Source organism: Acinetobacter sp. YH12218, assembly GCF_013417925.1.
Classification (GTDB): domain Bacteria; phylum Pseudomonadota; class Gammaproteobacteria; order Pseudomonadales; family Moraxellaceae; genus Acinetobacter; species Acinetobacter amyesii.
On the sequence record NZ_VPDB01000005.1, the window covers coordinates 14240 to 39408 of the forward strand.

General features: G+C 41.0%; 27 protein-coding genes. 9 read left to right on the plus strand and 18 right to left on the minus strand.

Features of this window, described 5'->3' with window-relative positions; translation table 11 throughout:
- Positions 1-102: 102 nt before the first annotated feature.
- Positions 103-480, plus strand: coding sequence for an RcnB family protein (locus FTV03_RS02230; protein ID WP_078191466.1), 378 nt, complete (start codon positions 103-105; stop codon positions 478-480).
- A 143-nt stretch (positions 481-623) separates the two neighbouring features.
- Positions 624-1238: a hypothetical protein gene (locus FTV03_RS02235; RefSeq protein WP_180022166.1), complete on the plus strand. Its 615-nt coding sequence runs from the start codon at positions 624-626 to the stop codon at positions 1236-1238.
- 99 nt (positions 1239-1337) lie between these two features.
- On the opposite strand, the gene adhP is transcribed toward FTV03_RS02235, so the two are convergent.
- Positions 1338-2366: an alcohol dehydrogenase AdhP gene (gene adhP, locus FTV03_RS02240; protein ID WP_180039754.1), complete on the minus strand. Its 1029-nt coding sequence runs from the start codon at positions 2364-2366 to the stop codon at positions 1338-1340.
- Positions 2367-2683: 317 nt separating this feature from the next.
- Complete coding sequence (locus tag FTV03_RS02245; RefSeq protein WP_180022168.1) at positions 2684-3145, minus strand: hypothetical protein; 462 nt, start codon at positions 3143-3145, stop codon at positions 2684-2686.
- 106 nt (positions 3146-3251) lie between these two features.
- Here FTV03_RS02245 and FTV03_RS02250 point away from each other — a divergent pair, with 106 nt between their 5' ends.
- Entirely contained in the window at positions 3252-3695 is a 444-nt protein-coding gene (locus FTV03_RS02250; protein ID WP_180039756.1) for an AAA family ATPase, read from the plus strand.
- 13 nt (positions 3696-3708) lie between these two features.
- On the opposite strand, the gene FTV03_RS02255 is transcribed toward FTV03_RS02250, so the two are convergent.
- The 11 genes from FTV03_RS02255 to FTV03_RS02305 all read right to left on the minus strand — a co-directional run bounded on the left by FTV03_RS02255 (position 3709) and on the right by FTV03_RS02305 (position 12350).
- Entirely contained in the window at positions 3709-4014 is a 306-nt protein-coding gene (locus FTV03_RS02255; protein ID WP_180022170.1) for a hypothetical protein, read from the minus strand.
- Between the two features lie 146 nt (positions 4015-4160).
- Positions 4161-4580 (minus strand): F0F1 ATP synthase subunit epsilon, encoded by a 420-nt coding sequence (locus FTV03_RS02260; protein WP_180022171.1) that lies wholly within the window; start codon positions 4578-4580, stop codon positions 4161-4163.
- A 26-nt stretch (positions 4581-4606) separates the two neighbouring features.
- Positions 4607-6001: a F0F1 ATP synthase subunit beta gene (gene atpD, locus FTV03_RS02265; protein WP_078191473.1), complete on the minus strand. Its 1395-nt coding sequence runs from the start codon at positions 5999-6001 to the stop codon at positions 4607-4609.
- Positions 6002-6030: 29 nt separating this feature from the next.
- Complete coding sequence (gene atpG / locus FTV03_RS02270) at positions 6031-6900, minus strand: F0F1 ATP synthase subunit gamma (RefSeq protein WP_078191474.1); 870 nt, start codon at positions 6898-6900, stop codon at positions 6031-6033.
- Positions 6901-6988: 88 nt separating this feature from the next.
- A complete protein-coding gene (atpA, locus tag FTV03_RS02275; RefSeq protein ID WP_078191475.1) occupies positions 6989-8533 on the minus strand; it encodes a F0F1 ATP synthase subunit alpha in 1545 nt (514 codons plus the stop codon).
- 42 nt (positions 8534-8575) lie between these two features.
- On the minus strand, positions 8576-9112 hold the full coding sequence (locus FTV03_RS02280) for a F0F1 ATP synthase subunit delta (protein ID WP_078191476.1): 537 nt from the start codon (positions 9110-9112) through the stop codon (positions 8576-8578).
- Positions 9113-9124: 12 nt separating this feature from the next.
- A complete protein-coding gene (locus FTV03_RS02285) occupies positions 9125-9595 on the minus strand; it encodes a F0F1 ATP synthase subunit B (RefSeq protein WP_078191477.1) in 471 nt (156 codons plus the stop codon).
- 38 nt (positions 9596-9633) lie between these two features.
- The gene (gene atpE, locus FTV03_RS02290) at positions 9634-9879 is read right to left on the minus strand and encodes a F0F1 ATP synthase subunit C (protein ID WP_000424060.1); all 246 of its coding nucleotides are present in this window, start codon (positions 9877-9879) and stop codon (positions 9634-9636) included.
- An 84-nt stretch (positions 9880-9963) separates the two neighbouring features.
- Complete coding sequence (atpB, locus tag FTV03_RS02295; RefSeq protein ID WP_078191478.1) at positions 9964-10839, minus strand: F0F1 ATP synthase subunit A; 876 nt, start codon at positions 10837-10839, stop codon at positions 9964-9966.
- A gap of 102 nt (positions 10840-10941) precedes the next feature.
- Positions 10942-11340 (minus strand): ATP synthase subunit I, encoded by a 399-nt coding sequence (locus FTV03_RS02300; protein ID WP_078194025.1) that lies wholly within the window; start codon positions 11338-11340, stop codon positions 10942-10944.
- A gap of 170 nt (positions 11341-11510) precedes the next feature.
- Positions 11511-12350 (minus strand): metal ABC transporter solute-binding protein, Zn/Mn family, encoded by an 840-nt coding sequence (locus FTV03_RS02305; RefSeq protein WP_180039758.1) that lies wholly within the window; start codon positions 12348-12350, stop codon positions 11511-11513.
- Between the two features lie 139 nt (positions 12351-12489).
- Here FTV03_RS02305 and FTV03_RS02310 point away from each other — a divergent pair, with 139 nt between their 5' ends.
- Genes FTV03_RS02310 through znuB form a run of 3 tightly spaced genes read left to right on the plus strand, consistent with a single transcriptional unit; the run spans position 12490 to position 14555 of the window.
- Positions 12490-12987, plus strand: a complete 498-nt coding sequence (locus FTV03_RS02310; RefSeq protein WP_078191481.1) for a transcriptional repressor — start codon at positions 12490-12492, stop codon at positions 12985-12987.
- On the plus strand, positions 12960-13751 hold the full coding sequence (gene znuC, locus FTV03_RS02315) for a zinc ABC transporter ATP-binding protein ZnuC (RefSeq protein WP_180039825.1): 792 nt from the start codon (positions 12960-12962) through the stop codon (positions 13749-13751). Before FTV03_RS02310 ends, znuC begins: the two co-directional genes overlap by 28 nt.
- Positions 13752-13754: 3 nt before the next feature.
- The gene (gene znuB / locus FTV03_RS02320; RefSeq protein ID WP_180039760.1) at positions 13755-14555 is read left to right on the plus strand and encodes a zinc ABC transporter permease subunit ZnuB; all 801 of its coding nucleotides are present in this window, start codon (positions 13755-13757) and stop codon (positions 14553-14555) included.
- Positions 14556-14664: 109 nt separating this feature from the next.
- Here znuB and FTV03_RS02325 read toward each other — a convergent pair whose 3' ends face one another.
- Complete coding sequence (locus FTV03_RS02325) at positions 14665-15285, minus strand: LysE family transporter (RefSeq protein ID WP_180039762.1); 621 nt, start codon at positions 15283-15285, stop codon at positions 14665-14667.
- A gap of 159 nt (positions 15286-15444) precedes the next feature.
- Here FTV03_RS02325 and FTV03_RS02330 point away from each other — a divergent pair, with 159 nt between their 5' ends.
- Positions 15445-16365, plus strand: a complete 921-nt coding sequence (locus FTV03_RS02330; protein WP_180039764.1) for a Dyp-type peroxidase — start codon at positions 15445-15447, stop codon at positions 16363-16365.
- A 50-nt stretch (positions 16366-16415) separates the two neighbouring features.
- Here FTV03_RS02330 and FTV03_RS02335 read toward each other — a convergent pair whose 3' ends face one another.
- The 4 genes from FTV03_RS02335 to FTV03_RS02350 are packed head-to-tail and all read right to left on the minus strand — an operon-like array spanning position 16416 to position 22044.
- Entirely contained in the window at positions 16416-18071 is a 1656-nt protein-coding gene (locus tag FTV03_RS02335; RefSeq protein ID WP_180039766.1) for a DUF2235 domain-containing protein, read from the minus strand.
- Positions 18072-18083: 12 nt separating this feature from the next.
- Positions 18084-18500, minus strand: a complete 417-nt coding sequence (locus FTV03_RS02340) for a hypothetical protein (protein ID WP_180039768.1) — start codon at positions 18498-18500, stop codon at positions 18084-18086.
- 22 nt (positions 18501-18522) lie between these two features.
- Positions 18523-19428: a DUF4123 domain-containing protein gene (locus FTV03_RS02345; protein WP_180039770.1), complete on the minus strand. Its 906-nt coding sequence runs from the start codon at positions 19426-19428 to the stop codon at positions 18523-18525.
- A complete protein-coding gene (locus FTV03_RS02350; RefSeq protein ID WP_180039772.1) occupies positions 19429-22044 on the minus strand; it encodes a type VI secretion system Vgr family protein in 2616 nt (871 codons plus the stop codon).
- A 230-nt stretch (positions 22045-22274) separates the two neighbouring features.
- Between FTV03_RS02350 and FTV03_RS02355 the strand changes: the two genes are divergently transcribed.
- Both FTV03_RS02355 and FTV03_RS02360 read left to right on the plus strand, forming a co-directional pair.
- Positions 22275-23429, plus strand: coding sequence for a methionine aminotransferase (locus FTV03_RS02355; protein ID WP_180039774.1), 1155 nt, complete (start codon positions 22275-22277; stop codon positions 23427-23429).
- A gap of 147 nt (positions 23430-23576) precedes the next feature.
- Positions 23577-24944 carry an MATE family efflux transporter gene (locus FTV03_RS02360; RefSeq protein ID WP_180035133.1) on the plus strand — a complete coding sequence of 456 codons (1368 nt, stop codon included), beginning with the start codon at positions 23577-23579 and terminating at the stop codon, positions 24942-24944.
- The last annotated feature ends 225 nt before the right edge of the window (positions 24945-25169 follow it).

Here is a 25169-nt window from a genome sequence, read left to right on the forward strand (position 1 = left end):
CATTATTTTAATATTTCACATATACATTGTTCAAAGTTTCCCTGTAAATACTCATTATGATGAGTCTTATCAAATCACATCCAGCAGTAAACAGGTGAACTTATGAATACATTAATGAAAGCTATCGTTTTATCTATTTCGACAGCACTTGTTGCTGCTCCAGCAATGGCTGCACCGCAAAATAGCCAACAACATGCACCTGCGCATAATCAAAATACGAAAGCTCAACAGCACACTAAACAAAACACACCAGTAAAAAACCAAAGCCAGAACAAGAAAAAAGCCGTAAATCCTTCACATGATTGGCGTTCTGGACAAAAAGTACCTTCTGAATACCGTGGTCATAGCTACAAAGTAGACCACACCAAATACAAAAAATTATCTAAACCAGGCAAAAACCAACAATGGATTAAAGTGAATGGCGACTACATTTTAATGAATGCCGTCAGCCACGCCATTATCAAAATCATTGCGGGTTAAACCCACCAAAACATCAAAAGAGGGCAAATGCCCTCTTTTTTTTGTTCAAGCGATTATTTTGTTATTGCTTTGCAACAATCTATTTTTAATCCACATTCTGCCCCTATATTCAAAGCATAGACTTAACACATAGTGATGATTGAATGAAAAAGCTAGTGCAGAATGCCCTTCTCCCTTTTGCCATTTTTAGTGGTGTTTTGGTGCTGATCGGTTGTGACCCTGCAACAGCACCTGAGCAAGACATTCAAACTACCACTGAAGAAGTTGAATTATCCAATACGGCTTCCTCTGAGCATCATGAAGCAACTGAAACAGAATCAGCGGCTCAGCAACAAAATCTAAAAAGCGGCAATATGTTTTACATTGTCCGTGATGTCGCCGACATGCAATTGAAAGCGGGCAGCTATGTTGAGCAATTGAAACAAACCCAAAGCGATATTGAAACGGCAGTCAATAGCCAAGACCCGATTCAACTACAAAAAGCAGCCGATCAGCTGCAACAACAATTGAAAGGTTTTAATCAGGCACTCAGTGGACTGAACCTAAAAAGTACTGAAATCAATGATATTCGCAGCAATTTACAAGCTGCCAATCAGCAAGTTTTGGCTTCACCCTTTTTAAATGGTCAAATGGATTTAACTCAAGTCGATATTCAGAAAATTAAAAATCAAATGGGTAATATCCAACTGGAGATGGTTAAACTTGCCAGCATGATCATTTCAGATCATTCAGCTCAAGAAAAAACATCAGAAAGCTAATTTTCTCTTAGCTCTAAACATGCAAGACAGACCTTTCAATCATACTGAATCGGTCTGTCTTGATTTTGCTCTATGTTATGTTGCCTGTGGGATTTTGCATTAAAGCCGCATATCAATCACGATACGGCCATCAATTTTACCTTTTTCCATACGATCAAAAATATCGTTGATATTTTCGAGCGGTTCAACATGAATATGTGCTCTGACTTTACCGCGCGCAGCGATATCTAGTGCTTCTTTTAAATCCAGACGTGTCCCAACAATTGAACCACATACCGTAATTCCCTCCAGCACCATATTAAAGATCGACAAGTCAAAAGTTCCGGGTGGCAAACCATTTAAGACCATGGTACCTCCACGACGGACAATGGCAACAGCCTGCTCAAAGGCCTTCGGAGAAACCGCCGTCACCAAGACACCATGACAGCCTTCACCCGTTGCCTGCAACACTGCTTCTTTTACATCGGTTTTTAAGGCATTAATGCCGACATCGGCACCGAGATTTTTGGCCAATTCAAGTTTTGAGTCATCAACATCAATCGCTACGACATTAAAGCCCATTGTTTTGGCATATTGCACTGCCACATGACCTAGACCACCAATACCGGAAATGGCGACCCAATCCCCTGTTTTGGCCTCGGTCATTTTCAATCCTTTATAAACAGTGACACCAGCACATAGAATAGGTGAGATTTCTAATAGATCGACACCTTCAGGAATCACACCGACGTAATCACCATCTGCTAAGCAATATTCTGCAAAGCTGCCGTTGACTGAATAGCCTGAGTTCTGTTGTTGTTTACATAAGGTTTCCCAGCCCGCATAGCAATGATCACAATGCCCACACGCTGAATATAACCAAGGAATCCCGACGATATCACCAACTTTTAAATGTTCAATTCCTTCACCAATTTCAACTACTTCACCGACACCTTCATGTCCAGGGATAAAAGGTAAGGTTGGCTGAACAGGCCAATCGCCATGCATGGCATGTAAGTCGGTATGACAGACACCTGTCGCGATAATTTTGACCAAGACTTTGCCCGGCGTGACTTTAGGAATTTCGACTTGTTGTATTTGTAGTGGTTGATTAAATGCAGTCACTACGGCTGCTTTCATTGTTGCCATATTTATTCTCTCCATCTTATAAGTGTTGAGATTATTTTTTAAACAACCTAGCTCTACTATAGAGGAAGAATAAATTGGTCGGCGTGATGAATTTGTAAGCAATTCTCTCGGTTTGCTACTTCTTGTGATTCAGTACCTGATGATCGGTTGATCGACCACACATCACAAAGTGCCATGCTGTAAATTCACAATATTTTTTAATCTAAAACTTCCCACATAGTGTTAAGAACCGATATTCAAATATTTGAAACGCATAGAATTTTTAAGCATAGAAAATCTCCCAACCAGAAAATAAACAACTGCCTCTTTTTCCTATTTTAAGATTGAGCAAACTCATAGGTATTACAGTTTTTATCTTGTCCAAGTGCACGTTGCACATCTTGCTTAAAACGGGCTTGGGCAAAATGAAATTTGGCTGGCAGAAACAGGGTAATTCGAGTTTTGTCAGCTCCCATTCCCTCCACCAACATTTTATGTAGAAAAGCGCCATTTTCTGTACGCGCCATCAGCGTGCCCTGCTCTAAATGTTCTTCCAGTCGATTGTCAGTATACACATAAGCTTCTGCTGAGGTGAACGCCACACAGTGGTTATAGGCTTGTCTTAGGTTGCGAAAAGCGGATAAATAGGGAATTTCAAGTTCTGTACTGATGCCATTATCCACTGATTCCGCTACCAATGCGGCTTCAGTCGCGACATTCGGTGTGGTGACATATTGGCTTTGGCAGGCAAGCAGCGGCGTTGCCAGCAATAAGCAGAAACATAATCGAAGTGTATACATAAAAAGTCCTGACCTATTTTGTTGTTATTGGCAGTGCAAAAATTGTAGCAAAAGCCCGTAGCTGCTTTAATATGTAATATAAGGTCTACAGATTTTTTCATCCACTATGCAACTGATTATTTTCACCGGTGTACAAGCATCGGGTAAATCCACATTTTATATGTTGAATTTATATCACAGTCATTTGCGTATTAATCTTGATATGCTGAAAACCCGACATCGTGAAAATATAATTTTTGAAGCTGGTTTGGTGTCTAAAACCAAAATGGTAATTGATAACACCAACCCGACACGTATGGATCGTGCGCGGTATATTCAACGTACGCGAGATGCTGGCTTTGATGTAATTGCTTATTATTTTGACACTGATTTGGCCAGTACTTTAGAACGTAATAGCTATAGAGAAGGTAAAGCCAATATTCCCGAAGTTGGAGTTCGAGCCACCTATAAGAAATCAGAAATTCCCTGCTATGAAGAAGGTTTTACTGAAATTTTTAAGCTTAAAATTATTGCAAATGGCGAGTTCTCAATCTTACCGATGAACCCATAACCGCATAAACCAGTTACTCAGCTTGTTGCTGCTGTTGCCATGTTTTAAACGCAGCTTGCATGGCTTGTCGTTCATACGGTTTCACCAAGCGACTTTCCAAAGAACTAAAATCACCTCTATAGGTTTCAGCCACCATCTCTTTTGCCAGTTCTTGAATACTGACACGACCACGATGCTCATATTGCTGCACTTCTTCATGCGTCAATTCCACATCCCAACAAGACACCACCGAACTCATATCGACCGCAATACTTAAATAATAGTGATCAAAGTCTTGGTAAAGTTCCCAAAAGTGAGGTTCAAAAGCGATGAGATTCATAAGGCAGTGTTAGGCAGTTGAATTGAATGAGAATAAATCAAAATATGAATAAAATATATGCAACTTTAGATTGATCAGTTTTTTCAAATACTTTAGGCATAAAAAAACCACCCTTTCGGGTGGCTCTTTCAATCTCAAACCGTGTCTTATTGAGCGCGGTTTTTGATTTTGCGGATGGTTTCCAACTGAGCAGCAGTTTCTGCAAGAGCAGCCAATGCAGCAGCAGCGTCCAAATCGCTCTTTTGATTTGCTAACAATTGTTCAGCTTGTTTACGAGCTTCAATAATTGCTGCTTCATCAAGGTTGTCAGCACGTACTGCAGTGTCTGCAAGTACTGTAACAACGTGCGGTTGAACTTCAAGTACACCACCTGATACATAGATCAATTCTTCTGTACCATTTTCAAGCAGAACGCGGATTGCGCCCGGCTTGAGCAAAGTTACCAACGGAGCATGGCCAGGCATAATACCCAACTCACCGCCAGCACCTTTAGCAATTAGCATAGTTACAGTGCCTGAGTACAAAGACTCTTTAACACTTACAACGTCACATTGCATCGTTGACATGAGAATCTCCTAAATTAGGTAACTAATTAAAGTTTCTCAGCTTTAGCAATCACTTCGTCAATACCACCAACCATGTAGAACGCTTGTTCTGGGATGTGATCGTATTCACCAGCTAGAAGACCTTTAAAGCCACGAATCGTTTCTTTAAGCGGTACAAGTTTACCAGGCGCACCAGTAAACACTTCAGCTACGTGGAACGGTTGAGAGAAGAAACGTTGGATCTTACGTGCACGGTATACAGTAAGTTTGTCTTCTTCTGCCAATTCGTCCATACCAAGAATTGCGATAATGTCTTTCAATTCTTTGTAACGTTGAAGAACGTTTTGAACTGAACGAGCGATTTCGTAATGCTCAGTACCCACTACAAGTGGATCTAACTGACGTGAAGTAGAGTCAAGTGGATCGATCGCTGGGTAAATACCAGAAGATGCGATGTCACGGCTCAATACAACAGTCGCGTCCAAGTGAGCGAAGGTAGTCGCAGGCGATGGGTCAGTTAAGTCATCGGCAGGTACGTATACCGCTTGGATTGACGTAATAGAACCAGACTTAGTAGACGTAATACGTTCTTGAAGAACACCCATCTCTTCTGCAAGAGTCGGTTGGTAACCTACTGCAGATGGCATACGACCTAGAAGTGCTGATACTTCAGTACCCGCTAGTGTATAACGATAGATGTTGTCAACGAACAATAGAACGTCACGGCCTTTACCGTTTTCGTCTTTTTCGTCACGGAAGTACTCAGCCATAGTCAAACCAGTCAACGCTACGCGTAAACGGTTACCTGGTGGCTCATTCATCTGACCGTAGACCATTGCTACTTTGTCTAGAACGTTAGAGTCTTTCATTTCGTGATAGAAGTCGTTACCTTCACGAGTACGTTCACCAACACCAGCAAACACAGATAAACCTGAGTGAGCTTTCGCGATGTTGTTGATCAACTCCATCATGTTTACAGTTTTACCAACACCGGCACCACCGAACAGACCAACTTTACCACCTTTAGCGAACGGGCAAAGTAAGTCAATTACTTTAATACCAGTTTCTAAAAGGTCAGTAGAAGCCGCTTGTTCTGCATAAGAAGGCGCTTGACGGTGAATTGGTAAACGAGCTTCAGTACCAACAGGACCAGCTTCGTCGATAGGGCGACCAAGAACGTCCATGATACGACCTAAACATGCAGTACCTACAGGTACAGAGATAGGCGCGCCAGTGTTAGTTACAGTAAGACCACGCTTAAGGCCTTCAGTAGAACCCATTGCAATAGTACGAACTACGCCATCACCAAGTTGCTGCTGAACTTCTAATGTAGTTTCAGTACCATCAACATGGAGAGCGTCATAGATCTTAGGAACGCTGTTACGTTCAAACTCGACGTCGATAACCGCGCCGATGATCTGAATGATACGACCGCTACTCATTGCTGTCTCCTCAATTCAAACTAATAATGTTAAACGGCAGCGGCACCACCAACGATCTCAGAGATTTCCTGAGTAATCGCGGCTTGACGCAGCTTGTTATAAATAAGTTGTAGGCTCTTGATCAATTCACCCGCGTTATCAGTTGCAGCTTTCATTGCAACCATACGAGCAGACTGTTCACATGCGATGTTTTCAATCACACCTTGATAAACCATAGACTCAATGTAACGAACCAATAAACCATTTAAAAGCTCTTCAGCTTCTGGTTCATAGATATAGTCCCAACCGTATTGACGGTTTAGACCTTCGCTTTCCTCAGCAGCTGCTAAAGGAACAAGCTGTTCGATTTTTTGGTTTTGAGTCATGGCGTTGACAAAGCCGTTTGACACTAGATAAATACGATCTAACTCGCCTTTATCAAACGCGTCTAACATCACCTGTACAGAACCAGTTAACTGTTCAAGACTCGGAGCATCACCTACGTTTGTAGTTGCACCAAGAACTTTACCGCCGTAGTTTTTAAAAAACGAAACCGCTTTTTGACCAATTAAAGCAAATTGAACTTCAATTGACTGCTCTTGTTGCTGTTGTACGTGTTTTACCACTTTTTTGAACAAGTTAATGTTCAAACCACCAGCAAGGCCACGATCTGAAGAAACAATGATATAGCCAACGCGCTTTACAGGACGTTCAACCATATAACGGTGTTTGTATTCAGGGTTCGCTTGTACCAAATGAGCAATTACACGGTGCATATTTTCGGCATACGGACGGCCTTGAGCCATGCGCTCTTGCGCACGACGCATCTTAGAAGCTGCTACCATCTGCATCGCGCGAGTAATTTTCTGCGTGCTTTTGATACTAGCTACTTTGGCGCGAATTTCTTTTAAATTTGCCATACGCTTAACCTAGTATTCGAAAGCCCTTTCGAGCTTCCGAAGGTTGATCCGTGAACCAAACCAAAACCAGATTCAACACAGTTGAATCTTAGTAAGTTTGAGTCGCTTTAAAGCTTTCAATACCTGCTTTGATTGCTGCTTCGATTTCTTTATCGTAAGCACCAGTCTCGTCAATTTTTTGCATTAACGCAGCATTTTCTGAACGGAAGTAAGAGATCAACGCAGCATCAAATGCAACGATTTTCTTCACTTCTACGTCAGCCATGTAGCCTTCGTTAGATGCATAAATTGAAACAGCTTGGTCAGCAATTGAGTATGGAGCATATTGTTTTTGCTTCATAAGCTCAGTTACACGTTGACCATGTTCAAGCTGTTTACGAGTTGCTTCGTCAAGGTCAGAAGCGAACTGAGCAAACGCAGCTAATTCACGGTATTGCGCAAGAGCGGTACGGATACCACCTGACAATTTTTTGATGATCTTAGTTTGAGCAGAACCACCAACACGTGATACAGAGATACCCGCGTTCACAGCAGGACGAATACCTGCGTTGAATAATGATGTTTCTAAGAAGATCTGACCGTCAGTAATCGAAATTACGTTTGTAGGTACGAATGCAGATACGTCACCGGCTTGAGTTTCAATAATCGGTAATGCAGTTAATGAACCAGTTTGGCCTTTAACTTCACCGTTAGTGAATTTCTCAACGTAGTCAGCAGATACACGTGAAGCACGTTCAAGTAAACGTGAGTGTAGATAGAATACGTCACCAGGATATGCTTCACGACCTGGTGGACGACGTAGAAGCAATGAAATTTGACGGTAAGCAACAGCTTGTTTAGACAAGTCATCATAAATGATAAGCGCGTCTTCACCGCGGTCACGGAAGTACTCACCCATTGTACAACCAGCATACGGAGCAAGATACTGCATCGCCGCAGGATCAGCTGCAGCAGCTGCTACAACAGTTGTGTACGCCATAGCGCCAGTTTCTTCTAGCTTGCGCACAACGTTAGCGATAGTCGATTGTTTTTGACCAATTGCTACGTATACACATTTAATGCCAGAATTTTTCTGAGCGATGATCGCATCGATCGCCATAGCTGTTTTACCAGTTTGACGGTCACCGATGATCAACTCACGTTGACCACGACCAACAGGGATCATTGTATCTACTGATTTATAACCAGTTTGTACAGGTTGATCCACTGATTGACGCCAAATTACGCCTGGTGCTACTTTTTCAACAGCATCAGTAAGTTTTGCGTCAATAGGGCCTTTACCATCAATTGGGTTACCAAGAGCATCTACTACACGGCCTAAAAGTTCTGGACCAACCGGAACTTCTAATACACGACCTGTGCAACGAGCTTTTTGACCTTCTTGAAGGCTTAAGTAGTTACCTAAGACAACGGCACCCACTGAATCCTGTTCTAGGTTCAGTGCCATACCAAATAAGCCGCCGTCGAATTCGATCATTTCACCGTACATTGCATCAGCAAGGCCGTGAATGCGCACAATACCGTCGGAAACCATAACAATGGTCCCTTCGTTCTTAGCGGTCGCGCTGGTGTCCAGATCGCCGATACGCTGTTTAATGAGCGCACTGATCTCGGATGGATTCAGTTGTTGCATTGCGCTATACCTCAATCTTTTTAAAGTTCAGTCTTCGAGCTGTTAAGCAAGAAGACGAGTCCGCATTTTTTCAAGCTTGTTAAGCGCAGAATCATCTATCACTTGGTCGCCTGCACGAATAACTACACCCGCGATTAACGCTGGGTTAACTTCTACAGAAACATTTACGGCAGCTTCGAATTTTTTCTCTAATGCATGCGCAAGTAATTGTTCTTGTACAGAAGTCAATGGGAATGCAGATTCAATCACTACATCCACAGTATTGTTATTCTGTGATTTGAGCTGTTCGTATTCTTCTGAAATTTCAGGAAGAAGTGCCAGACGGTCATTATCGGCAAGCAATGTCAAAAAGTTTGACACTGCTGCAGTCTGGTCTTCACCTAAAACTTTTGCGAAAACACTTACCTGCTCAGCAGGCGTAAGCTCAGGGCGATTTAGATAAGCTGAAAATGCTTCGTCTTGCACCGCAGCACTGAGCAAGTTCAATGCATTTGACCAAGCGTCAGTTGCATTTTGCTCAGAAGCGTAAGCAAATGCTGCTTTAGCGTATGGGCGTGCCAACGTCAAGAGTTCAGCCATAATCCGCCTCTCTTAAAGTTTAGCAGCCAGCTGAGTCAGCATGGCATTGTGAGCTTCTGCGTCAACTTGCTGGTTCAGAATTTTTTCTGCGCCAGTAACTGCAAGAGCAGCAACTTGTTGACGTAATTCTTCGCGAGCAGCATTGATTTCAGTATCAACAGCTTCTTTAGCTTGTTGACGAATACGCTCACCTTCAGCCGCAGCTTGAGTACGCGCTTCTTCTACCAATTGCGCACCACGACGGTTCGCTTGTTCGATCAATTGAGCCGCTTGTGCTTTAGCCGCATCTAATTCAGCTTTCACTTGTGCTTGCGCATCCGCAAGGTCAGCTTTCGCTTTTTCAGCAGCGTTTAAGCCATCAGCGATTTTACGCTGACGCTCACTAATCGCATTGATTAGTGGTGGCCAAACAAATTTCATGCAGAATGCGACAAAAATCGCAAAAGCAATCGCTTGGCCAATCAATGTGAGGTTGATATTCATTGCTATTCCTCAATAGTTTAATTTAGGAATTAAGCTGATTAACCTACAAATGGATTAGCGAAGATGAAGAACAAGCCAATACCAACACCGATCATAGGCACAGCATCAAGAAGACCCGCGATTAAGAACATACGAGTTTGAAGTTGTGGAGCCAATTCTGGTTGACGAGCAACAGCTTCTAAGAAACGGCCGCCTAGAAGACCAAAACCAATCGCAGTACCTAAAGCACCAAAAGCGATCAAGATAGCAGATGCAATTGCAACTAGACCTAAAGTGAGTTCCATGATAATTCCTCAGAGGTTAGGTTTATACCAAATTAAGTTAAAAAATTGTGTGCCCAACCACCCTTTGACAGTTGAGCAATACCATTAATGCTTTTCGCTAGCCATACTCATATATACGATAGTCAACATCATGAAAATGAATGCTTGTAACGTAATAACAAGAATATGGAAGATCGCCCAAGGCACAGACAACGCCCACTGGATCCAGAACGGTAGTAATGCGATCAAGATGAAGATCAACTCACCCGCATACATGTTACCGAACAGTCGTAGAGCCAATGAGATTGGACGTGCAATAAAAGTTACTAATTCAAGAATAATGTTTACCGGAATAAGTAATGCTTTTAAAACTGGGTTACTTGGGTTAAATGGGTTAAGTGCAAATTCTGCACCGAATCCGACAAGACCTTTCTCACGGATACTATAGAAAATAGTTAACGCAAACACTGACAATGCCATACCAAGGGTAATGTTAGGATCAGTAGATGGAACGATTTTGAAGTAAACGTGGTGAGGATCCATACCAAACACGTTAGCACCGATCAATTGAGCTGTATAAGGAATCCAGTCAACAGGGATCAAGTCCATCAAGTTCATGAGGAAAATCCACACGAAGATGGTCAACGCTAACGGCGCGATTAAGCGCGATTTGCCATGGAAAGTGTCACGGACACTTGAGTCAACGAACTCGATAATCATTTCGATTGCAGACTGGAACTTGGTCGGAACACCAGAGTTTGCAGCTTTCGCTACAACCCAGAACAACAAACAGAAAACTATACCAAGGCCAATAGACCAACCCATTGAATCCAAGTGAATAGCAGTGAACCCCATCTCTTGAGCTTCTTTAGCAGTCTCAGCTAACTTCCAAGTACCATCTGGCATTTTGCCATAGGTCAAGTTAGTCAAGTGATGCTGAATGTACTCGGTCGAAGTAAGGGCATGTTCTTCAGCAGCCATAAATCACACCTGGTCAATGTCAAAACTAATAGAGAAAACGAATATCGCGTGCTGCCTGATATCTCGTTACTCTCCAAAAAACTTTTCAATTTTTTGTTGTGTTTATACTCGTTTTTTTAAGCGTGTTGCCCAAAAAGGAGCGACCCACGACATACTTTGTACGAGCATAAAACCACAAAACAATGCCACCGCTGACAACGGTTTGACATTGATCAAAATCAAAATGAATCCAACAATCACGATTGCAAACTTGCCCATTAAGCCACGATACATGTTTGACAGCACCTGTTTAGAGGCACGGGCACCAGCCGCACGAAACGACTGCCATGAAAAGTAGCTACTTGCTAGCCAGCATACCAACGCACCCAAAGCTGCACTATATGCTGTGATTGTGTCTTTAAGGACCCAACCAATCAGGGCTGAAACAGGAATCATTACTGCTTGTAAGATGACTAAAGCTTTCGCTAATCGTCGATCAATCATGCGACTAGTTCGACTCATTTTTGTTCACTCACAGCAATTCTGCTTGACAAGTTTAACTGATGATTATTTTTAATCGCAGGCATTATAGAGTTACACCCCTTAACTTGCAATCTTTTCCCGACCTTAGTCGTGTTTTTTTAAATTGGTAAACTGCTTTCAAACTAATCAATAGTTGTTTGTTTTTTACATTACTTTCGCGCATTTAGTGTGCACTTAAGGGTTTTATCAGCCAACATCTTCCATGCTGTTACAAAATCCCCTGCCCCACTCATGGTTTCGTCCACCGGCTGAAAGACGATGCCACCCAGCTTTTGATACTGATTTTGACTGGCATGTGCTTCTGCAAGTAAGCATATTTTTGGCTGCGCGCGATGGTCTTTCAAGTATTTGATTTGTGCCAATGTCGGCGCGACATGTGGATCATCTGTCAACGCACCGGTAAATTTCAAATTCAGTGAGCGCTCAAGATATTGATAGGCATCGTGGTAAGACCAGTAAGGCTGAGCACGGCTCGACACATCTGTTTTTTGGGCTGTGATCAAGAGTTTCTGCGCAAATGCACGCGCATTAGCCCAATATTTTTCACGATGTTCTGGAAACTGTTGTGAACGTAAAGCAGCAATAAAAAAGCCGATTCGAACTGCATTGTTAGGTTCAAGCCAAACATGGGTATCGATTGTGCCTTTTAATGCATTGCCACGGACATCCCGTAATGGCAAAGCACTGATAATGCCTGAGTCTAAAATAGCAATACTTTTGCCACTTTCACCCAACATTTTTGCCAATGGCGCTTCATGCGCTTGGCCTAGCCATAAAACGAGATTGGCATCTTGCACGGTTTTACGGTGCGCAGGCGTCAAACTCACATCATGTCCAGATTGATGGTCAAGCAGTAGTTTTGGCTGCTCTACGCCCTTGAGTACATCCTTCGCGATTAGATAAATCGGTTGTGTAGAAACAACGAGACCTTGCGCCCAGCTCATTACACTGAATAAAGCCAAACTACAAAAAAGAAATACACGGGACATGGGGAGAGAGCACCATAAAATGAATAGTGTTATAATATAACAAAATCGTAAAAAAACCTACGTCTGTTCGTAAGTCCTTACGCTTCATGTTAAGATTTAAAGTCTTTTTCTTTATACAGTTTCGTACTCGAGGTTGGCTATGAGCGCATGTTCACACGAACATCATAATGCTTTGCATGGTGTACACGATCATCATAATGTCGAACAGCGCCTTGCTGAAGCTGAGAGTCTCTGTAGTGCGACGGGTGCTCGACTTACGCCCTTGCGTAAAGAAGTATTGGAACTGATCTTAAATGCAACGGGACCAATGGGCGCTTATGACCTTTTGGCTAAAATCAAAAGTGAGTCTGACCGACCTGCAGCTCCACCGACAGTGTACCGTACGCTGGATTTTCTGCTTGAAAAAGGTTTGATTCATCGTCTAACGTCGATTAATGCTTACATCCCATGTTGCCATCCGCGCGAAGGACATCAAGCAGCATTTCTGATTTGCACAGACTGTAAAATAGTCAAAGAAGCATCTGCTCAAGGCTTGATGGCGCAACTCGATGAATTATCTGCATCCGATGGCTTTACTGCACATCACAGTATTATTGAAATTTCAGGGATCTGTCAGCAGTGCCGCAGCAAACACTAAATGTGAAGCCCATTGTGGCTTTAGAGCATGTTCATGTCCGAATCGATGAACGTGACATTTTAAAAAATGTAGATTTCGCCTTACACGAAAAAGAAATTGTCACCTTAATCGGTCCCAATGGTGCAGGCAAATCCACGCTAATCAAAGTGTTGTTGGGTATTGTAAAACCTGTATCTGGCAAAGTGATCAGCACACAAAAATTAAAATTTTCATATGTGCCACAAAAATTTAATCCATCACACAGCTTACCACTACGTGTGTGTGATTTATTGGCACTAGAAAAATGTGATGCCAGCATTAAGCAAGAAATTATTCGTGATACAGGCATTGCCAAGTTACAACAATCTAAAGTTCAGCAATTGTCGGGCGGCGAACGTCAACGTGTATTGATTGCACGGGCATTATTGCGTCAACCGAATGTATTGGTTCTGGATGAACCTATGCAAGGTCTGGATATCCAGTCTGAAGCGGAACTGTATGACTACGTGCGTAGCTTGCCAGAAAAATATGGCTGTGCAGTTTTGATGGTTTCTCATGATTTACAGTGGGTCATGCAAGGCACGCACCGTGTGGTTTGCCTGAACAAACATATTTGTTGCAGTGGCTTGCCTGAAAATGTACAGCAACATCCTGAATATCAAGCGATCTTTGGAACAAATCGTGTGTTCTATCAACACCATCACGATCACTGTGCGCATGGCGATAGTGCAACGCCTTGCCAGCATGACTCTCGTCCCCATATTCACCCTGAACCGGAAGCATAATCCATGATGGAATGGCTACAACTCCTTTTGCCAGCATGGATCATGGGCACTTTGCTGGTGTTCCTGACTGCGCCGCTTGGCTGTTTAATGTTATGGCGTCGCATGTCATTTTTTGCGGACACCATGGCACATGGCACTTTACTCGGTGTCGCCATTGCCGGTGCGATGAGTTTACCGCTTTGGACAGGCGTTACATTGATTGCGCTCTTATTGGTTGCAATCTTATGGGTGTTACACGACCCTCGCTTGCCCAATGACGCCTTGCTCGCGCTATGTTCAGCAACACTCCTGTGCTCTGGCTTACTCTTCATACAACGTTTGCCCAGCTTAAAACCTGAATTACTCAGCTATTTATTTGGTGATTTACTCACCATTTCTTGGTCAGATTTGCCTGTCTTTACAGTGGTGATCATTGTGGCACTGACCGTGCTGTATAAAAGTTGGCAATCGCAGATTCAGATTGCCATTGACCCCGATATTGCGGTCAGTGAAGGTGTCAGCGCTAAATGGCAACGTCTGATTTTTATGTTATTACTGGCATTATTTACCGTATTGGCTTTACGTGCTGTCGGCTCATTGCTGATGGGTGCATTGTTAGTGATTCCTGCATTAACCGCTCGTTTATTGGCAAATTCCCCGAAACAAATGGTGCTGTGGTCTTTCATCATTGCCCAAGTCGGTGTGACCGTGGGGTTATGGTCAAGTGCTGGTTTAAACACCTCTACAGGACTGACTATTGTATTAACCATGGCGCTGCTCTTTGCCCTGATTTTTATTATGCAAAAATTTAAGAAAGTGGCTTAAGTAGCAACGTTCATTGCTCAATTCGCCACATATCAAAATAAAAAAGCCATGCAGTTGCATGGCTTTTTTTTGCACGTCAAATACGATGCTCAGAATCATCTAACTGGATTTATTGATGCACCAAACTCAATAAACTCGCAGCACAAGCAAATAATACCGCAAAGGTTCGATTCAAATATTTTTGTTGTTTGGGTGATTTTAATAATCGCAGTACTTTTGCAGCGAGACCGGTATACCCCGCCATGACAATCAGATCAATGCTAATCATTGTTGCAGCCATGATGACATATTGAATCCATTGGGGTTTGGATAAATCTAAAAACTGCGGCAAAACCGCCAACAAAAATACAATCGCTTTAGGGTTGCTCATATTGACCAAAAAGCCATGTACAACTAATTTTAAACGTGATTTATTTGGTAAATCTTGTTGGATTTCAATTGACTCAGTTGGCGCTGTCCACTGTAAATAAGCCAGATACAATAAATATCCCACTCCAAACCATTTCACGATCAGAAAAGCCCATGGTGTCGTCGCAAATAAGACCCCTGCCCCAGCTGCAACAATGGCGATCTGAACCAAAAGTGCCAATTGCAGGCCGATTGCATTCCAATACCCATGCTTAAACCCATAATTCAAACCACTCGACATAGACGCAATTGCACCTGCACCTGGGGAAACACTAATTACCCAACATGCCAACATGTATGCAATCCAGATTTGATAGGACATCATTAGCTCAAGTTTGAAATGGGTCTGTATTATATGACATTTACTCTATTTTCATGACAATAATGCACGCTAAAAGGCCAAATGAAGGCTACACTCTCAGCGCTGCTTAAGGCACAATATACACAGCCACTCAGAAATTATAATTTTTAGGAGCCATGAATGTCTGCTCAATCTGTAATTTTGCCATTACCCTCAGATCATGCTCGTTTTATTGTTTTACGTTTAAAAGATTTAACGATTAGCGAATTAAAAGAACAACTTGAAGACTTATTTAGCACTCGTGATCGTCTAATTACCCAACATCCTAATGCACAGATTAAAACAGCTGTGGCTTTTGGACCTGAACTTTGGGCACAACTTTACAGTCAAGCTCCGGCAGGCTTTAAACAACTTGATCCAATTCAAGGTTCATTTAACATGCCTGTAGCCCCAGCAGATGTACTGATTCACATTGCAGCACAGCGTACAGATATTTGCTTTGCTTTAAGCCAAGCTTTCTTTGATGGCATTCAAGATAAAGTGGAGGTTTTAGATGAGCGTGTTTGCTTCCGTAATTTCGATGGCCGTGACTTAACTGGCTTTATTGATGGTACTGAAAACCCTCAATTTCCAGATGACCGCGCTGAAACAGCTTTACTTTCTGAAGAAGCAGGCATTTTTGCAGATGGTTCTTTTGTGTTTGCGCAGCGATATGCACACAACTTAGATAAATGGAAAAAGTTAAAGGTAGATGCTCAGGAACATGTAATTGGGCGTACCAAACTTGAATCGATTGAGTTGAACGAAGACGAACAACCTGAAAACTCACATATATCACGTACCGTTGTTGAAGATGGTGAGGGTGAAGAACTCGCAATTTTGCGTCATTCATTGCCTTATGGCGATGGCCGCGGTGACCAAGGTTTGTTCTTTATTGCTTATACCAAAGATCTCAGCATTATCGACAGTATGTTGGTTCGTATGTTTGGCACCAGTGGTGACGGCATTCATGACCGCTTACTTCACTTTGTTACGCCAATGGACGGAGCGTATTACTTTGCACCAAGTGAAGAGCTGTTGGAAGAAGTTTTAGAAGGGTAAAGTAGAAAAAGCCGACGAGTGTCGGCTTCATTTATTATATGTTTATACATTCATGACGCTATTTCATAATTACTAGCAACAGCAGATTCATATGAATCAATAAATTCCTCTTGAGGAATATCATCAGCATTAATTTCACAAACGGCTTTTTCTTCACTAAGCTTTTTATCTATTTCTTTACCTTGATCACTTCTACGTGATTCATATACAGTTCTTTGTCTAAAATAACTAAATGGTTCAGCATTGAATAAAAAACCATATTTAGAATCATGCACAAAGTCAGAATAAAATTTTGTTACATCTTCATGAGCAGGTTCATTCCAACTCTCTAAAATCCAGTTTTCCATATTAATTAGATATTCATAACTTTCAGATACGGGTGAGGTCACCTTAAATATTCCAGCACCATTTCTTAATGCCTGCAACCGGTCCATTTCTGTAGCCATGTCTCGAGGACTCCAAAACATCAAAGTATCTTTTACTTTATTACCTATGCCTTTTCTCGCATTTTCACTAACAGAATCCACATTATTTCTAGATAAGGTGCCATAAGCACTGTAATAAACTTTCATAAATGAAATAATCTGCTCTTCAATACTTCCAGCATTAGATATTTTATCTTTTACTGCATTATATAATCTTTGCGTTTCTTCTTTAATTTCAAATTGCTGTTCAAAAAGTTGGCTATGATCTTTCTCTAACTCCTCATAACTCAGCATTCTTACACCAGCATTTGTTGCCTCTTGAAGCATGTCTTTTAACGGAATTCTAGCAAAGTTATCATTTACATTTTGGCTACCTGGCGTATAGCCACCACCCACATCAGAATGCATACCTGGGTATACCAACTCTTTCCAATTAGAGTTAGATATTTCACCATTTTTTTTATGTATTAAATCAACAGGAAATGCAAAACGCAATTCATTACCAGCCACATGATGAACACACATTTTTACGCGCTCATCAATTACCATATCACGGCCTTTAAATGTAATATTATTGTTTAAATTTGCTGCAGGCAAACCAAAAGATGCAACAGTATCGAATATACCCATAAATTTAAACTCAATGGGATATTTACCTGTTCCATAGGTTAAACCATCACAACTGGATTCGCACTGCCACATAAACTGATTTGTAAATGCCCTTGCTAAAGCAGCTCCTCGAGAAAATCCAAAGGTGGAAATATTAATTTTTTTTATTAAACGATGCTCATCCAAACTTTTAGCTATTTCAGCAAAACTATAATCTTTTTTCTCATTAACATATTTACTAACATCAATCTCAGCTTTCTGTGCATTAAAAATCATGACTTGCTTAAGTGCATCGTTTAACTGCTCTTCGCTATAATCTAAACGCCTAGCCCCACCTAACCCTAAACCTGCACCTAAACCCAAATGATCTTGAAGTACCGAAATAGCACGTTGAAAAAAATTTAAGTCGGCGTTAAAACGAGTACCAACACCAGAAGCATAAATCGCATAATTCGAGCAATCTCCCTTTTGACTATCAATGAATGTACGAGCATTTCGCCATAGTCGTGCTGGATTAGACCATTTCTTTTTATCACTGTCCTTGTCCTTGTTATTTCCAGTCCCGTCGAAGAAAACTGAAATATGTACTACATCGCTACAATCTTGTTTAGCAGTAGGTTCATTATTTGGAACATCACTATTTGTTTCAATTACACGATTTATTTCAGACATTTTAAATCTCGCTTAATTATTATTTTTTAGTTTATTTAACCATTTCAAGCCTTTTTCTGTCGGTACTGGTAAATTATTAGATGTAATTATTTCAACAGTATCATCTGGGTAAATATGAGCAGCAAGATATTTTTTATTCCTTAATTCAGCTTTATTAAGAAAAATTTCATTTTTAGAAAAGTGGATATTTTCACTATTAGTCTCACCCCATACTATTTCTTGTTTACCAACATGAATTTTATTTGTAGAAATTGCCTTACCAAACCCTCCTCCTATTTCCTCTCCATTTACTTTCAACATATAATCGGAATAATGAGGACTATAATTAAATGAAGTAGTAGCCATCATATAAGAAGTCTTTACTCCAGCACACCCTATAGTGCTTAAAGCCAAACTAACAGGTAAAATTATTATTTTAAAAATATTCACTATTCTCTCCTAAATATTTATACTAACTAGCCTTAATAACTAACAATTTCATTGCTTCATCCATATCTATTTTTTTATCTTTTAATAGATTTAGAACCTCATTAACTTTTAAATTATTTAAGTAATCATTTCCATAAATTATTTTCATACAAATAAAGTTTAAAATATCTCTTGTACCACTTAATCCATACAATCTAGCCTCAGGAATTGAACAAGTAACAAAATCATATAATTCAATTTCAGGGATATCTTTTATTAAGAAAGAGTTATTTAATTTCAGATAATAGATTATATTATCAGGAAAGGTTGCTTCAACCATTAATTCTTCCTGATCAGAGGTAAAAACTAATGGGGGGGTTTTGTTTTCTTTAAAATCGTTATAAACATTATTTAAACCAAATAAAACCTGTAACTTGCCTAATCTATCCCAGTACCACCAACTTTGAATAGGTTCCAATAAAACTGAAGCTTGCTCACAATCAAATACTGGTCCATTAACATATAAAGTTTTATCTTTCTCATTACCAATTAATGTTGCCAGTATTAATGGATCCCAAAAAGCTAGTATCATTTCAAGCCCACCTTCAAATTTAACCTCCAGGAAACTACGTAAATGATCATATAACTCCTCAAAAGAAAGTTTACTAATTATAATTGTCATTTTAGGAGTACCTGAAATATTTTTTGAAATCCAACTCCACTCTATACTTTCAAAGTCTTTTGGTAATGTAATTAAATGAGGAGAGATTTCTCGCGCTTTATCACCACTTGCTTCCTTTAATAAACATTTCATTCTTAAATTATTTAATTTAGTTAAAAACTTCTTGTCTTGTGCTGCATCTGCAAGTGCATATATATTTAACCCTATATCTTCTAAAGGATATTTTTCAAATGTCTTAAATAAAATATTAATTTGATTATCTATCATTTACAACCCGTCCCCTTTATTTACAAATGCACCTCTTTGAGAGGATCTACGAGCAAGACATTCCCAACAAATATTATTTGGAAAAATTGGCAATTTAGGAGTTACAGATACACCCGTTGTGAAAATATGTTGACTTGCTTTTGATGTAAATGTTTGAGGAGTAATAATAGTGACTCCATTACCATCAATTTTAATAGCACTGTTTTTTGCCTTCAAAACTATTTCATTTGGGCTGTTTATTTCCACTTTCCCTTCAGAAGATGTAATGGTTAAGTCCAACCTTGAGGATAAATCCATCGTATTATCTTGGACTTGTACATCCATCTTTCCTTTGGCTGTATAAACTTTTAAATCATCTTCACCAACAAAAAAACTAGCTTTCTTTTTAGCATTTAAAATAAGATTTTCACTACTACTTAAGTTTATTGATTTTCCGCTACCGATTGTTAAACTATCTAATGCATTTAGATGAATATTTTTCCCTGCAAGCATTCCTATACTTTCAGGTGAAGCTATCAACATAAAAGCTTCTTTCATTGCATTTAATTCAAGCCATTGCTCTTCAATTTTTTTTATATAAATTTCAATATTTTGAAGCATATCAGCAGGCTCAGCCTTTTGCTTTTCAGCATACTCAGAAAGTATTTGCATCTCTGATAAACTTTCAGAAAGTTGATCAATTGCATCTTTAATTTCTAATTGATTTTTTTCAGCTTTGGGTTGTTCATATGTAGATATATATAGCCCTTTACTGCGTATTGCACCAGCTAAATCACTCCTTAATTCAAACCCAGCGCCTCTACCTTCACTTGTATCGTTTTCTTTTGAGTGACTAAGGTTTCCTAAATTTAACTGGCTATTTCCATGACTACTCTGTAATTGGGTACTGATCTGCCCCGTCGTGTCATCAAAGCGTAGTTGGTTAAAGCCTGCTCCCGCAACTTCCTGCGAACGGATACCACTGAGCTTTTTGGTTTCAGGAAGCTGACCTTTGAGATCAAACATGGTCTGAGAGCGCTCAGCCTCATGTATTCGTCCTACTACAAAGGGTCGATCCACATCGCCCTCAAAAAAGTCGATGACCACGATCTCGCCAATACGAGGATGAAAACGTGCGCCATAACCTTCACCTGCCCATGGGGTCAGTACATCAACCCAAGCCGAGTCACTGTCATTATCATTACTCCCTGCTCCGCCATCATGACTGTGGTCATCGCTACGGGTAAACGTAAAACGAACTTTGATACGCCCCCAAGCATCGACATAAATACTTTCACCTTCTGGACCGACCACTTTAGCCCGCTGTGGAAACGCAGGTGGCCGGTGTAATAAAGGATCATATTCAGGCACCACGGAAATTTGCCGACGGACCACATACAACTCATTGGCCTGCCGTTCATCCCCTAAAGATAGCCAACGGCTCGCCGCAAGTAACTTTTCTAATTGAACCAAAATATCTTTGGGTAAATTATTCTGGTTATAAAATGCTTTGCCCAATATGAGAAATTCACGATCTGTCGTTTGATGTTGATCGATTTCAGGATGATTTTCTAATTCAAACCAATACCCAACTTGTGCATCCCTTACGCTACTGCTGGCGGTAAAATATTTGGCTTGTAATTCCTGATATTGATTGAGTTGCCGATTCAACTGATCCAATTGCTGTGTATTTGAAGTGGTCGCCTGATCTGCACCTTTAAGGTCAGTTGTCCAAGCCGAACTTACGGTCCACGCCTGCTCTAAACTTAAGGTTTCATTATGCTGTTGCTCACTCTGTGCATGGGCACTTAAGAGCGGATTACTTTGGTCTTGTGCCAATTGTTGAGCTTGCCAACGCTGCGTTTGAATCGTGGTCGATTGTAAAAAGCGTTCTGCCACAAAACTGGTAATCGTGTCCAAACGTTCCGTGGCATGACTCCGATGAAAGCGAATTTTTTTCCGCTCTAAAGCACTATAAGCCTGATTCGTATCAATTAAACGCAGCCTCTGTGCTTGCATCGGTGCAGCCGAAAATGCGACAAATAACTCCGCTTCATCAATTAACCAATTGATCCCTTCACTGCGCCACAGTCGAGTCAGAAATTCGTAGTCACTCTCATTGGCTTGCATAGTAAATGGTCGAACATCATAGTTTCGAGTCAATCCATCCATGTTGAGGCTCAAGCTCGCGGCAAATAATGTGCTTTTTTTCTGCCATTCACTAAAAATAATCTCGGTCATCTCCCGTACCGATTTATTCATAAAGACACGGCTGTTACGACGCTTATGCCAGAGCGCTGTGGCATCCTCAATCACCAGTTTATAAACGGTCAGTGCACCATCACTTTGACCTTGGCTAGCCCCCGTAATTACACCAGTCAGGCGACTGAGTTGTCCCAAATCTGTCACTTGATCGACAGCCACTCGGCCACCGATAAACTGCTTTAAAGCCAGATGAGCATTGGTCGAGAGACAAATAATTTCCGCACGAAAGCCTTGATTGATACGGTGTTGACCCTCAATCCGTTGAATAAAAACTTCTGTGTTTAATGATTCATTTGAAAAATGAATATGTAGCGCACGTTTCTGTACGCTAAAGCCAAAGTTTTCCACCATGGCGTGAATATTTTTAAGCATTGTTATAAGGAAAATATTTTTTATAAACTTCGTATTTTAGAAAATGATTATTTTTTCGTCCACCTTGTTTTGTAAGTAAATTGTTGAATTCTTCTTTTTGGCTTTTGCATCACTTTAGGATTCAAGAGAATAGGAACGTCAATACTGGATCAATTTTGCTGATCTAACTTTTCGCAGCCGCTGAGATGCTGCTACACTCAAAATGCAACCTATTAAAAATTTTAAGCTCCATGATCACAATTGAATCCAAACTGCCTGCACAAGGTGTGACTATTTTTAGCGTCATGAGCGCAATGGCGCAGCGTCTAAATGCACTGAATTTATCTCAAGGTTTTCCTGATTTTCCTGCACCTCCAGCGCTGTTAAATGCGCTAAGTGATGCGACGCAACAGGGTTTTAACCAATATGCACCCGGCGATGGACTGATGCATTTACGTGAGCAATTGGTCCAACTGTTTGCCCATCGAGACCAATTAAATATTGACCCTCACACCGAAGTGACCATTACCCCGGGTGCAACCATTGGTATTTTTAGTGCCATTCAAGCCGTGGTTCATGCGGGTGACGAAGTGATTATTTTTGATCCGAGCTATGACAGTTATGCGCCCAGTGTAAAATTGGTTGGGGCTCATCCCATTCACATTGCCTTAGAGACGCCCCATTTTACTGTGGATTGGAATCGTGTTGCCGCTGCGATTAACCATAAAACCCGGATGATTATTGTCAATACACCGCATAATCCAACAGGTGCTATTTGGGATCGTGAGGACTGGCTCAACTTGATCGAACTGATTCGAGATAAAAATATTATTGTGCTGTCGGATGAGGTCTATGAGCATTTAATTTTTGATGGTCGTCAGCATCTATCTGCTTTGTCATTTCCTGAGCTGCGTGAACGTAGTTTTGTCGTGGGTTCATTTGGTAAAACTTTTCATGTCACAGGGTGGAAAACTGGTTATTGCATTGCAGCGCCAGCCTTGATGCAAGTGTTTCGCCAAATCTATCAATTTGCAAATTTCTGCGGTGTTACGCCCGTACAAATGGCATTGGCTAACTTTATGGCAGAACATCCTGAGCACATTGCTGAATTGGCCGATTTTTACCAAGCCAAGCGTGACCGTTTCAATGCGGGCTTAAGCCACTCTAAATTTGAGTTGATTCCGTCCGCAGGTACCTATTTCCAAAACCTTGATTACAGTGCCATACGCCCAGATTTAAGCGATGTGGAAATGTGTCAGTTGTTGGCAGAGCAACATAAAATCGTGGCGATTCCTGTCTCAGTGTTCTATCAAAAACCGCCGGAAAATTTACGATTATTACGCTTCTGTTTTGCCAAACAAGATGCCACCTTAGATCAAGCTGCAGAGATTCTCTCCGCGGTTTAAAGCCGTATCTGCCCAAACGTTTTTTTAAAACAGACATGTAGAAATAATGAAGCCTTGGTTACTCAAAAACTAAGGCTTTTTTGAATGCCAACATGATAGTGTTATCAGTAACTTAAAATCATAAAAAGCCGCGTCTAGGACCTGAGCATGTCAAAACAACAGTCCCTCGTTACTCAGCAAAATTTATGGAAAACGTTTTTAGTTTTTCTGGTGCCTTTGATCGCCACCAATATTTTGCAGAATTTATCTGGGACCATTAACACCGTTTTTGTCGGTCAGATGCTTGGGGTGCATGCCATTGCAGCCGTTGCGGTATTTTTCCCGATCTTGTTCTGTTTAATGGCTTTTGTGATTGGACTCTCGGCAGGTGCAACCGTGTTGGTGGGGCAAGCTTGGGGCGCGCAGAATCTTGAAAAAGTTCGTACTGTGGTGGGTTCCACCCTTTTTATGACCTTGATTGGTGGCAGCATTATTGCCTTTTTAGGGGTTATATTTGCCAAGCCCATTTTATTGGCCTTAGGCACAGCCCCTGACGTGATGCATTTATCTTTGCCTTATGTGCAATGGATGCTTGCGGGTAGTCCACTACTCTTTATTTATATTATTTACACCTCGATTTTGCGTGGGGTCGGTGACAGTACAACACCGCTGATTGCGTCAGGTATGACCATTGGTTCAGGGCTGATCATTACACCCGTGCTGATTGCCGGAAAATTTGGATTTCCAAGTTTAGGTATTATTGCCCCTGCCATTGCCAGTCATATCGGCTTTTTAATTGCCTTGGTATTTTTATATTTCTATTTAAAAAAGAAAGATCACCCGCTCAAACTCGACTTCGAGTTGATTCGTCATATTCGCCATCAACATGATCTCAGCAAAATTATCTTAAAACTAGGCATTCCTACGGGTATACAGATGGTCACGACCTCTGTGGCCGGTCTCGTGATTGTCGGTTTAGTTAACCGCCATGGTGCTGATGCCACTGCTGCATATGGCGCGGTCAATCAGGTTTTGAACTATATCCAATTCCCGGCCTTGTCCATCGCGATTGCAGCTTCTATTTTTGCCGCACAAGCCATCGGTTCGGGTCAATCTGAACTAATTAATCGCGTGAAACGTACGGCCATCGGGATGAATTTCATTATTACTGGCATCTTGGTGGCATTGGGCTATTTATTCTCTAAATATTTAATGGCGCTATTTATTACAGATCCTGAAGTTGTGGTTCTCGGTCAAGAATTGCTGTTCATTGTGCTTTGGTCGATTTTATTTTTTGGTGCCAGTGCTATTTTTGCTTCCATTATGCGGGCTAGCGGAACGGTGACCGTGCCGATGATTATTAATATTATGGCGATTATTTGCATTGAAGTGCCGTGTGCCTACCTATTCAGTGAATGGTGGGGCTTAAAAGGCATTTGGTATGCCTATGCTTTGGCTTTTGTCAGCTTATGTATTTTACAAGGGCTGTATTACCAACTGGTATGGAGACGAAAAGCCATCAAAGTATTGCTATAAGGCTCGCTAATAGCGTTCAATGCCAATCCGCAGCTTTGCATCTCAATATGGAAAATCTTGTACGGATCCATGCATAAAGTTTGCCGTTAAACTGCTGTTTATTTTTCAACATTTGGTTTTATATCCTGTTGATTTATCTACACCTAGAACCAATTAAAATTAAAAATTGCATATTTTCAAACAATTACGGTTTGGCATAGATTTTGTTCTTATCCCTTTTATCTT

Excerpts from the sequence above, each read along its gene's own strand:
- FTV03_RS02230 (WP_078191466.1), top strand. The coding sequence starts at position 103 with ATGAATACATTAATGAAAGCTATCGTTTTATCTATTTCGACAGCACTT.
- FTV03_RS02235 (WP_180022166.1), top strand. The coding sequence starts at position 624 with ATGAAAAAGCTAGTGCAGAATGCCCTTCTCCCTTTTGCCATTTTTAGT.
- adhP (WP_180039754.1), bottom strand. The coding sequence starts at position 2,366 with ATGGCAACAATGAAAGCAGCCGTAGTGACTGCATTTAATCAACCACTA.
- FTV03_RS02245 (WP_180022168.1), bottom strand. The coding sequence starts at position 3,145 with ATGTATACACTTCGATTATGTTTCTGCTTATTGCTGGCAACGCCGCTG.
- FTV03_RS02250 (WP_180039756.1), top strand. The coding sequence starts at position 3,252 with ATGCAACTGATTATTTTCACCGGTGTACAAGCATCGGGTAAATCCACA.
- FTV03_RS02255 (WP_180022170.1), bottom strand. The coding sequence starts at position 4,014 with ATGAATCTCATCGCTTTTGAACCTCACTTTTGGGAACTTTACCAAGAC.
- FTV03_RS02260 (WP_180022171.1), bottom strand. The coding sequence starts at position 4,580 with ATGTCAACGATGCAATGTGACGTTGTAAGTGTTAAAGAGTCTTTGTAC.
- atpD (WP_078191473.1), bottom strand. The coding sequence starts at position 6,001 with ATGAGTAGCGGTCGTATCATTCAGATCATCGGCGCGGTTATCGACGTC.
- atpG (WP_078191474.1), bottom strand. The coding sequence starts at position 6,900 with ATGGCAAATTTAAAAGAAATTCGCGCCAAAGTAGCTAGTATCAAAAGC.
- atpA (WP_078191475.1), bottom strand. The coding sequence starts at position 8,533 with ATGCAACAACTGAATCCATCCGAGATCAGTGCGCTCATTAAACAGCGT.
- FTV03_RS02280 (WP_078191476.1), bottom strand. The coding sequence starts at position 9,112 with ATGGCTGAACTCTTGACGTTGGCACGCCCATACGCTAAAGCAGCATTT.
- FTV03_RS02285 (WP_078191477.1), bottom strand. The coding sequence starts at position 9,595 with ATGAATATCAACCTCACATTGATTGGCCAAGCGATTGCTTTTGCGATT.
- atpE (WP_000424060.1), bottom strand. The coding sequence starts at position 9,879 with ATGGAACTCACTTTAGGTCTAGTTGCAATTGCATCTGCTATCTTGATC.
- atpB (WP_078191478.1), bottom strand. The coding sequence starts at position 10,839 with ATGGCTGCTGAAGAACATGCCCTTACTTCGACCGAGTACATTCAGCAT.
- FTV03_RS02300 (WP_078194025.1), bottom strand. The coding sequence starts at position 11,340 with ATGAGTCGAACTAGTCGCATGATTGATCGACGATTAGCGAAAGCTTTA.
- FTV03_RS02305 (WP_180039758.1), bottom strand. The coding sequence starts at position 12,350 with ATGTCCCGTGTATTTCTTTTTTGTAGTTTGGCTTTATTCAGTGTAATG.
- FTV03_RS02310 (WP_078191481.1), top strand. The coding sequence starts at position 12,490 with ATGAGCGCATGTTCACACGAACATCATAATGCTTTGCATGGTGTACAC.
- znuB (WP_180039760.1), top strand. The coding sequence starts at position 13,755 with ATGATGGAATGGCTACAACTCCTTTTGCCAGCATGGATCATGGGCACT.
- FTV03_RS02325 (WP_180039762.1), bottom strand. The coding sequence starts at position 15,285 with ATGTCCTATCAAATCTGGATTGCATACATGTTGGCATGTTGGGTAATT.
- FTV03_RS02330 (WP_180039764.1), top strand. The coding sequence starts at position 15,445 with ATGTCTGCTCAATCTGTAATTTTGCCATTACCCTCAGATCATGCTCGT.
- FTV03_RS02335 (WP_180039766.1), bottom strand. The coding sequence starts at position 18,071 with ATGTCTGAAATAAATCGTGTAATTGAAACAAATAGTGATGTTCCAAAT.
- FTV03_RS02345 (WP_180039770.1), bottom strand. The coding sequence starts at position 19,428 with ATGATAGATAATCAAATTAATATTTTATTTAAGACATTTGAAAAATAT.
- FTV03_RS02350 (WP_180039772.1), bottom strand. The coding sequence starts at position 22,044 with ATGCTTAAAAATATTCACGCCATGGTGGAAAACTTTGGCTTTAGCGTA.
- FTV03_RS02355 (WP_180039774.1), top strand. The coding sequence starts at position 22,275 with ATGATCACAATTGAATCCAAACTGCCTGCACAAGGTGTGACTATTTTT.
- FTV03_RS02360 (WP_180035133.1), top strand. The coding sequence starts at position 23,577 with ATGTCAAAACAACAGTCCCTCGTTACTCAGCAAAATTTATGGAAAACG.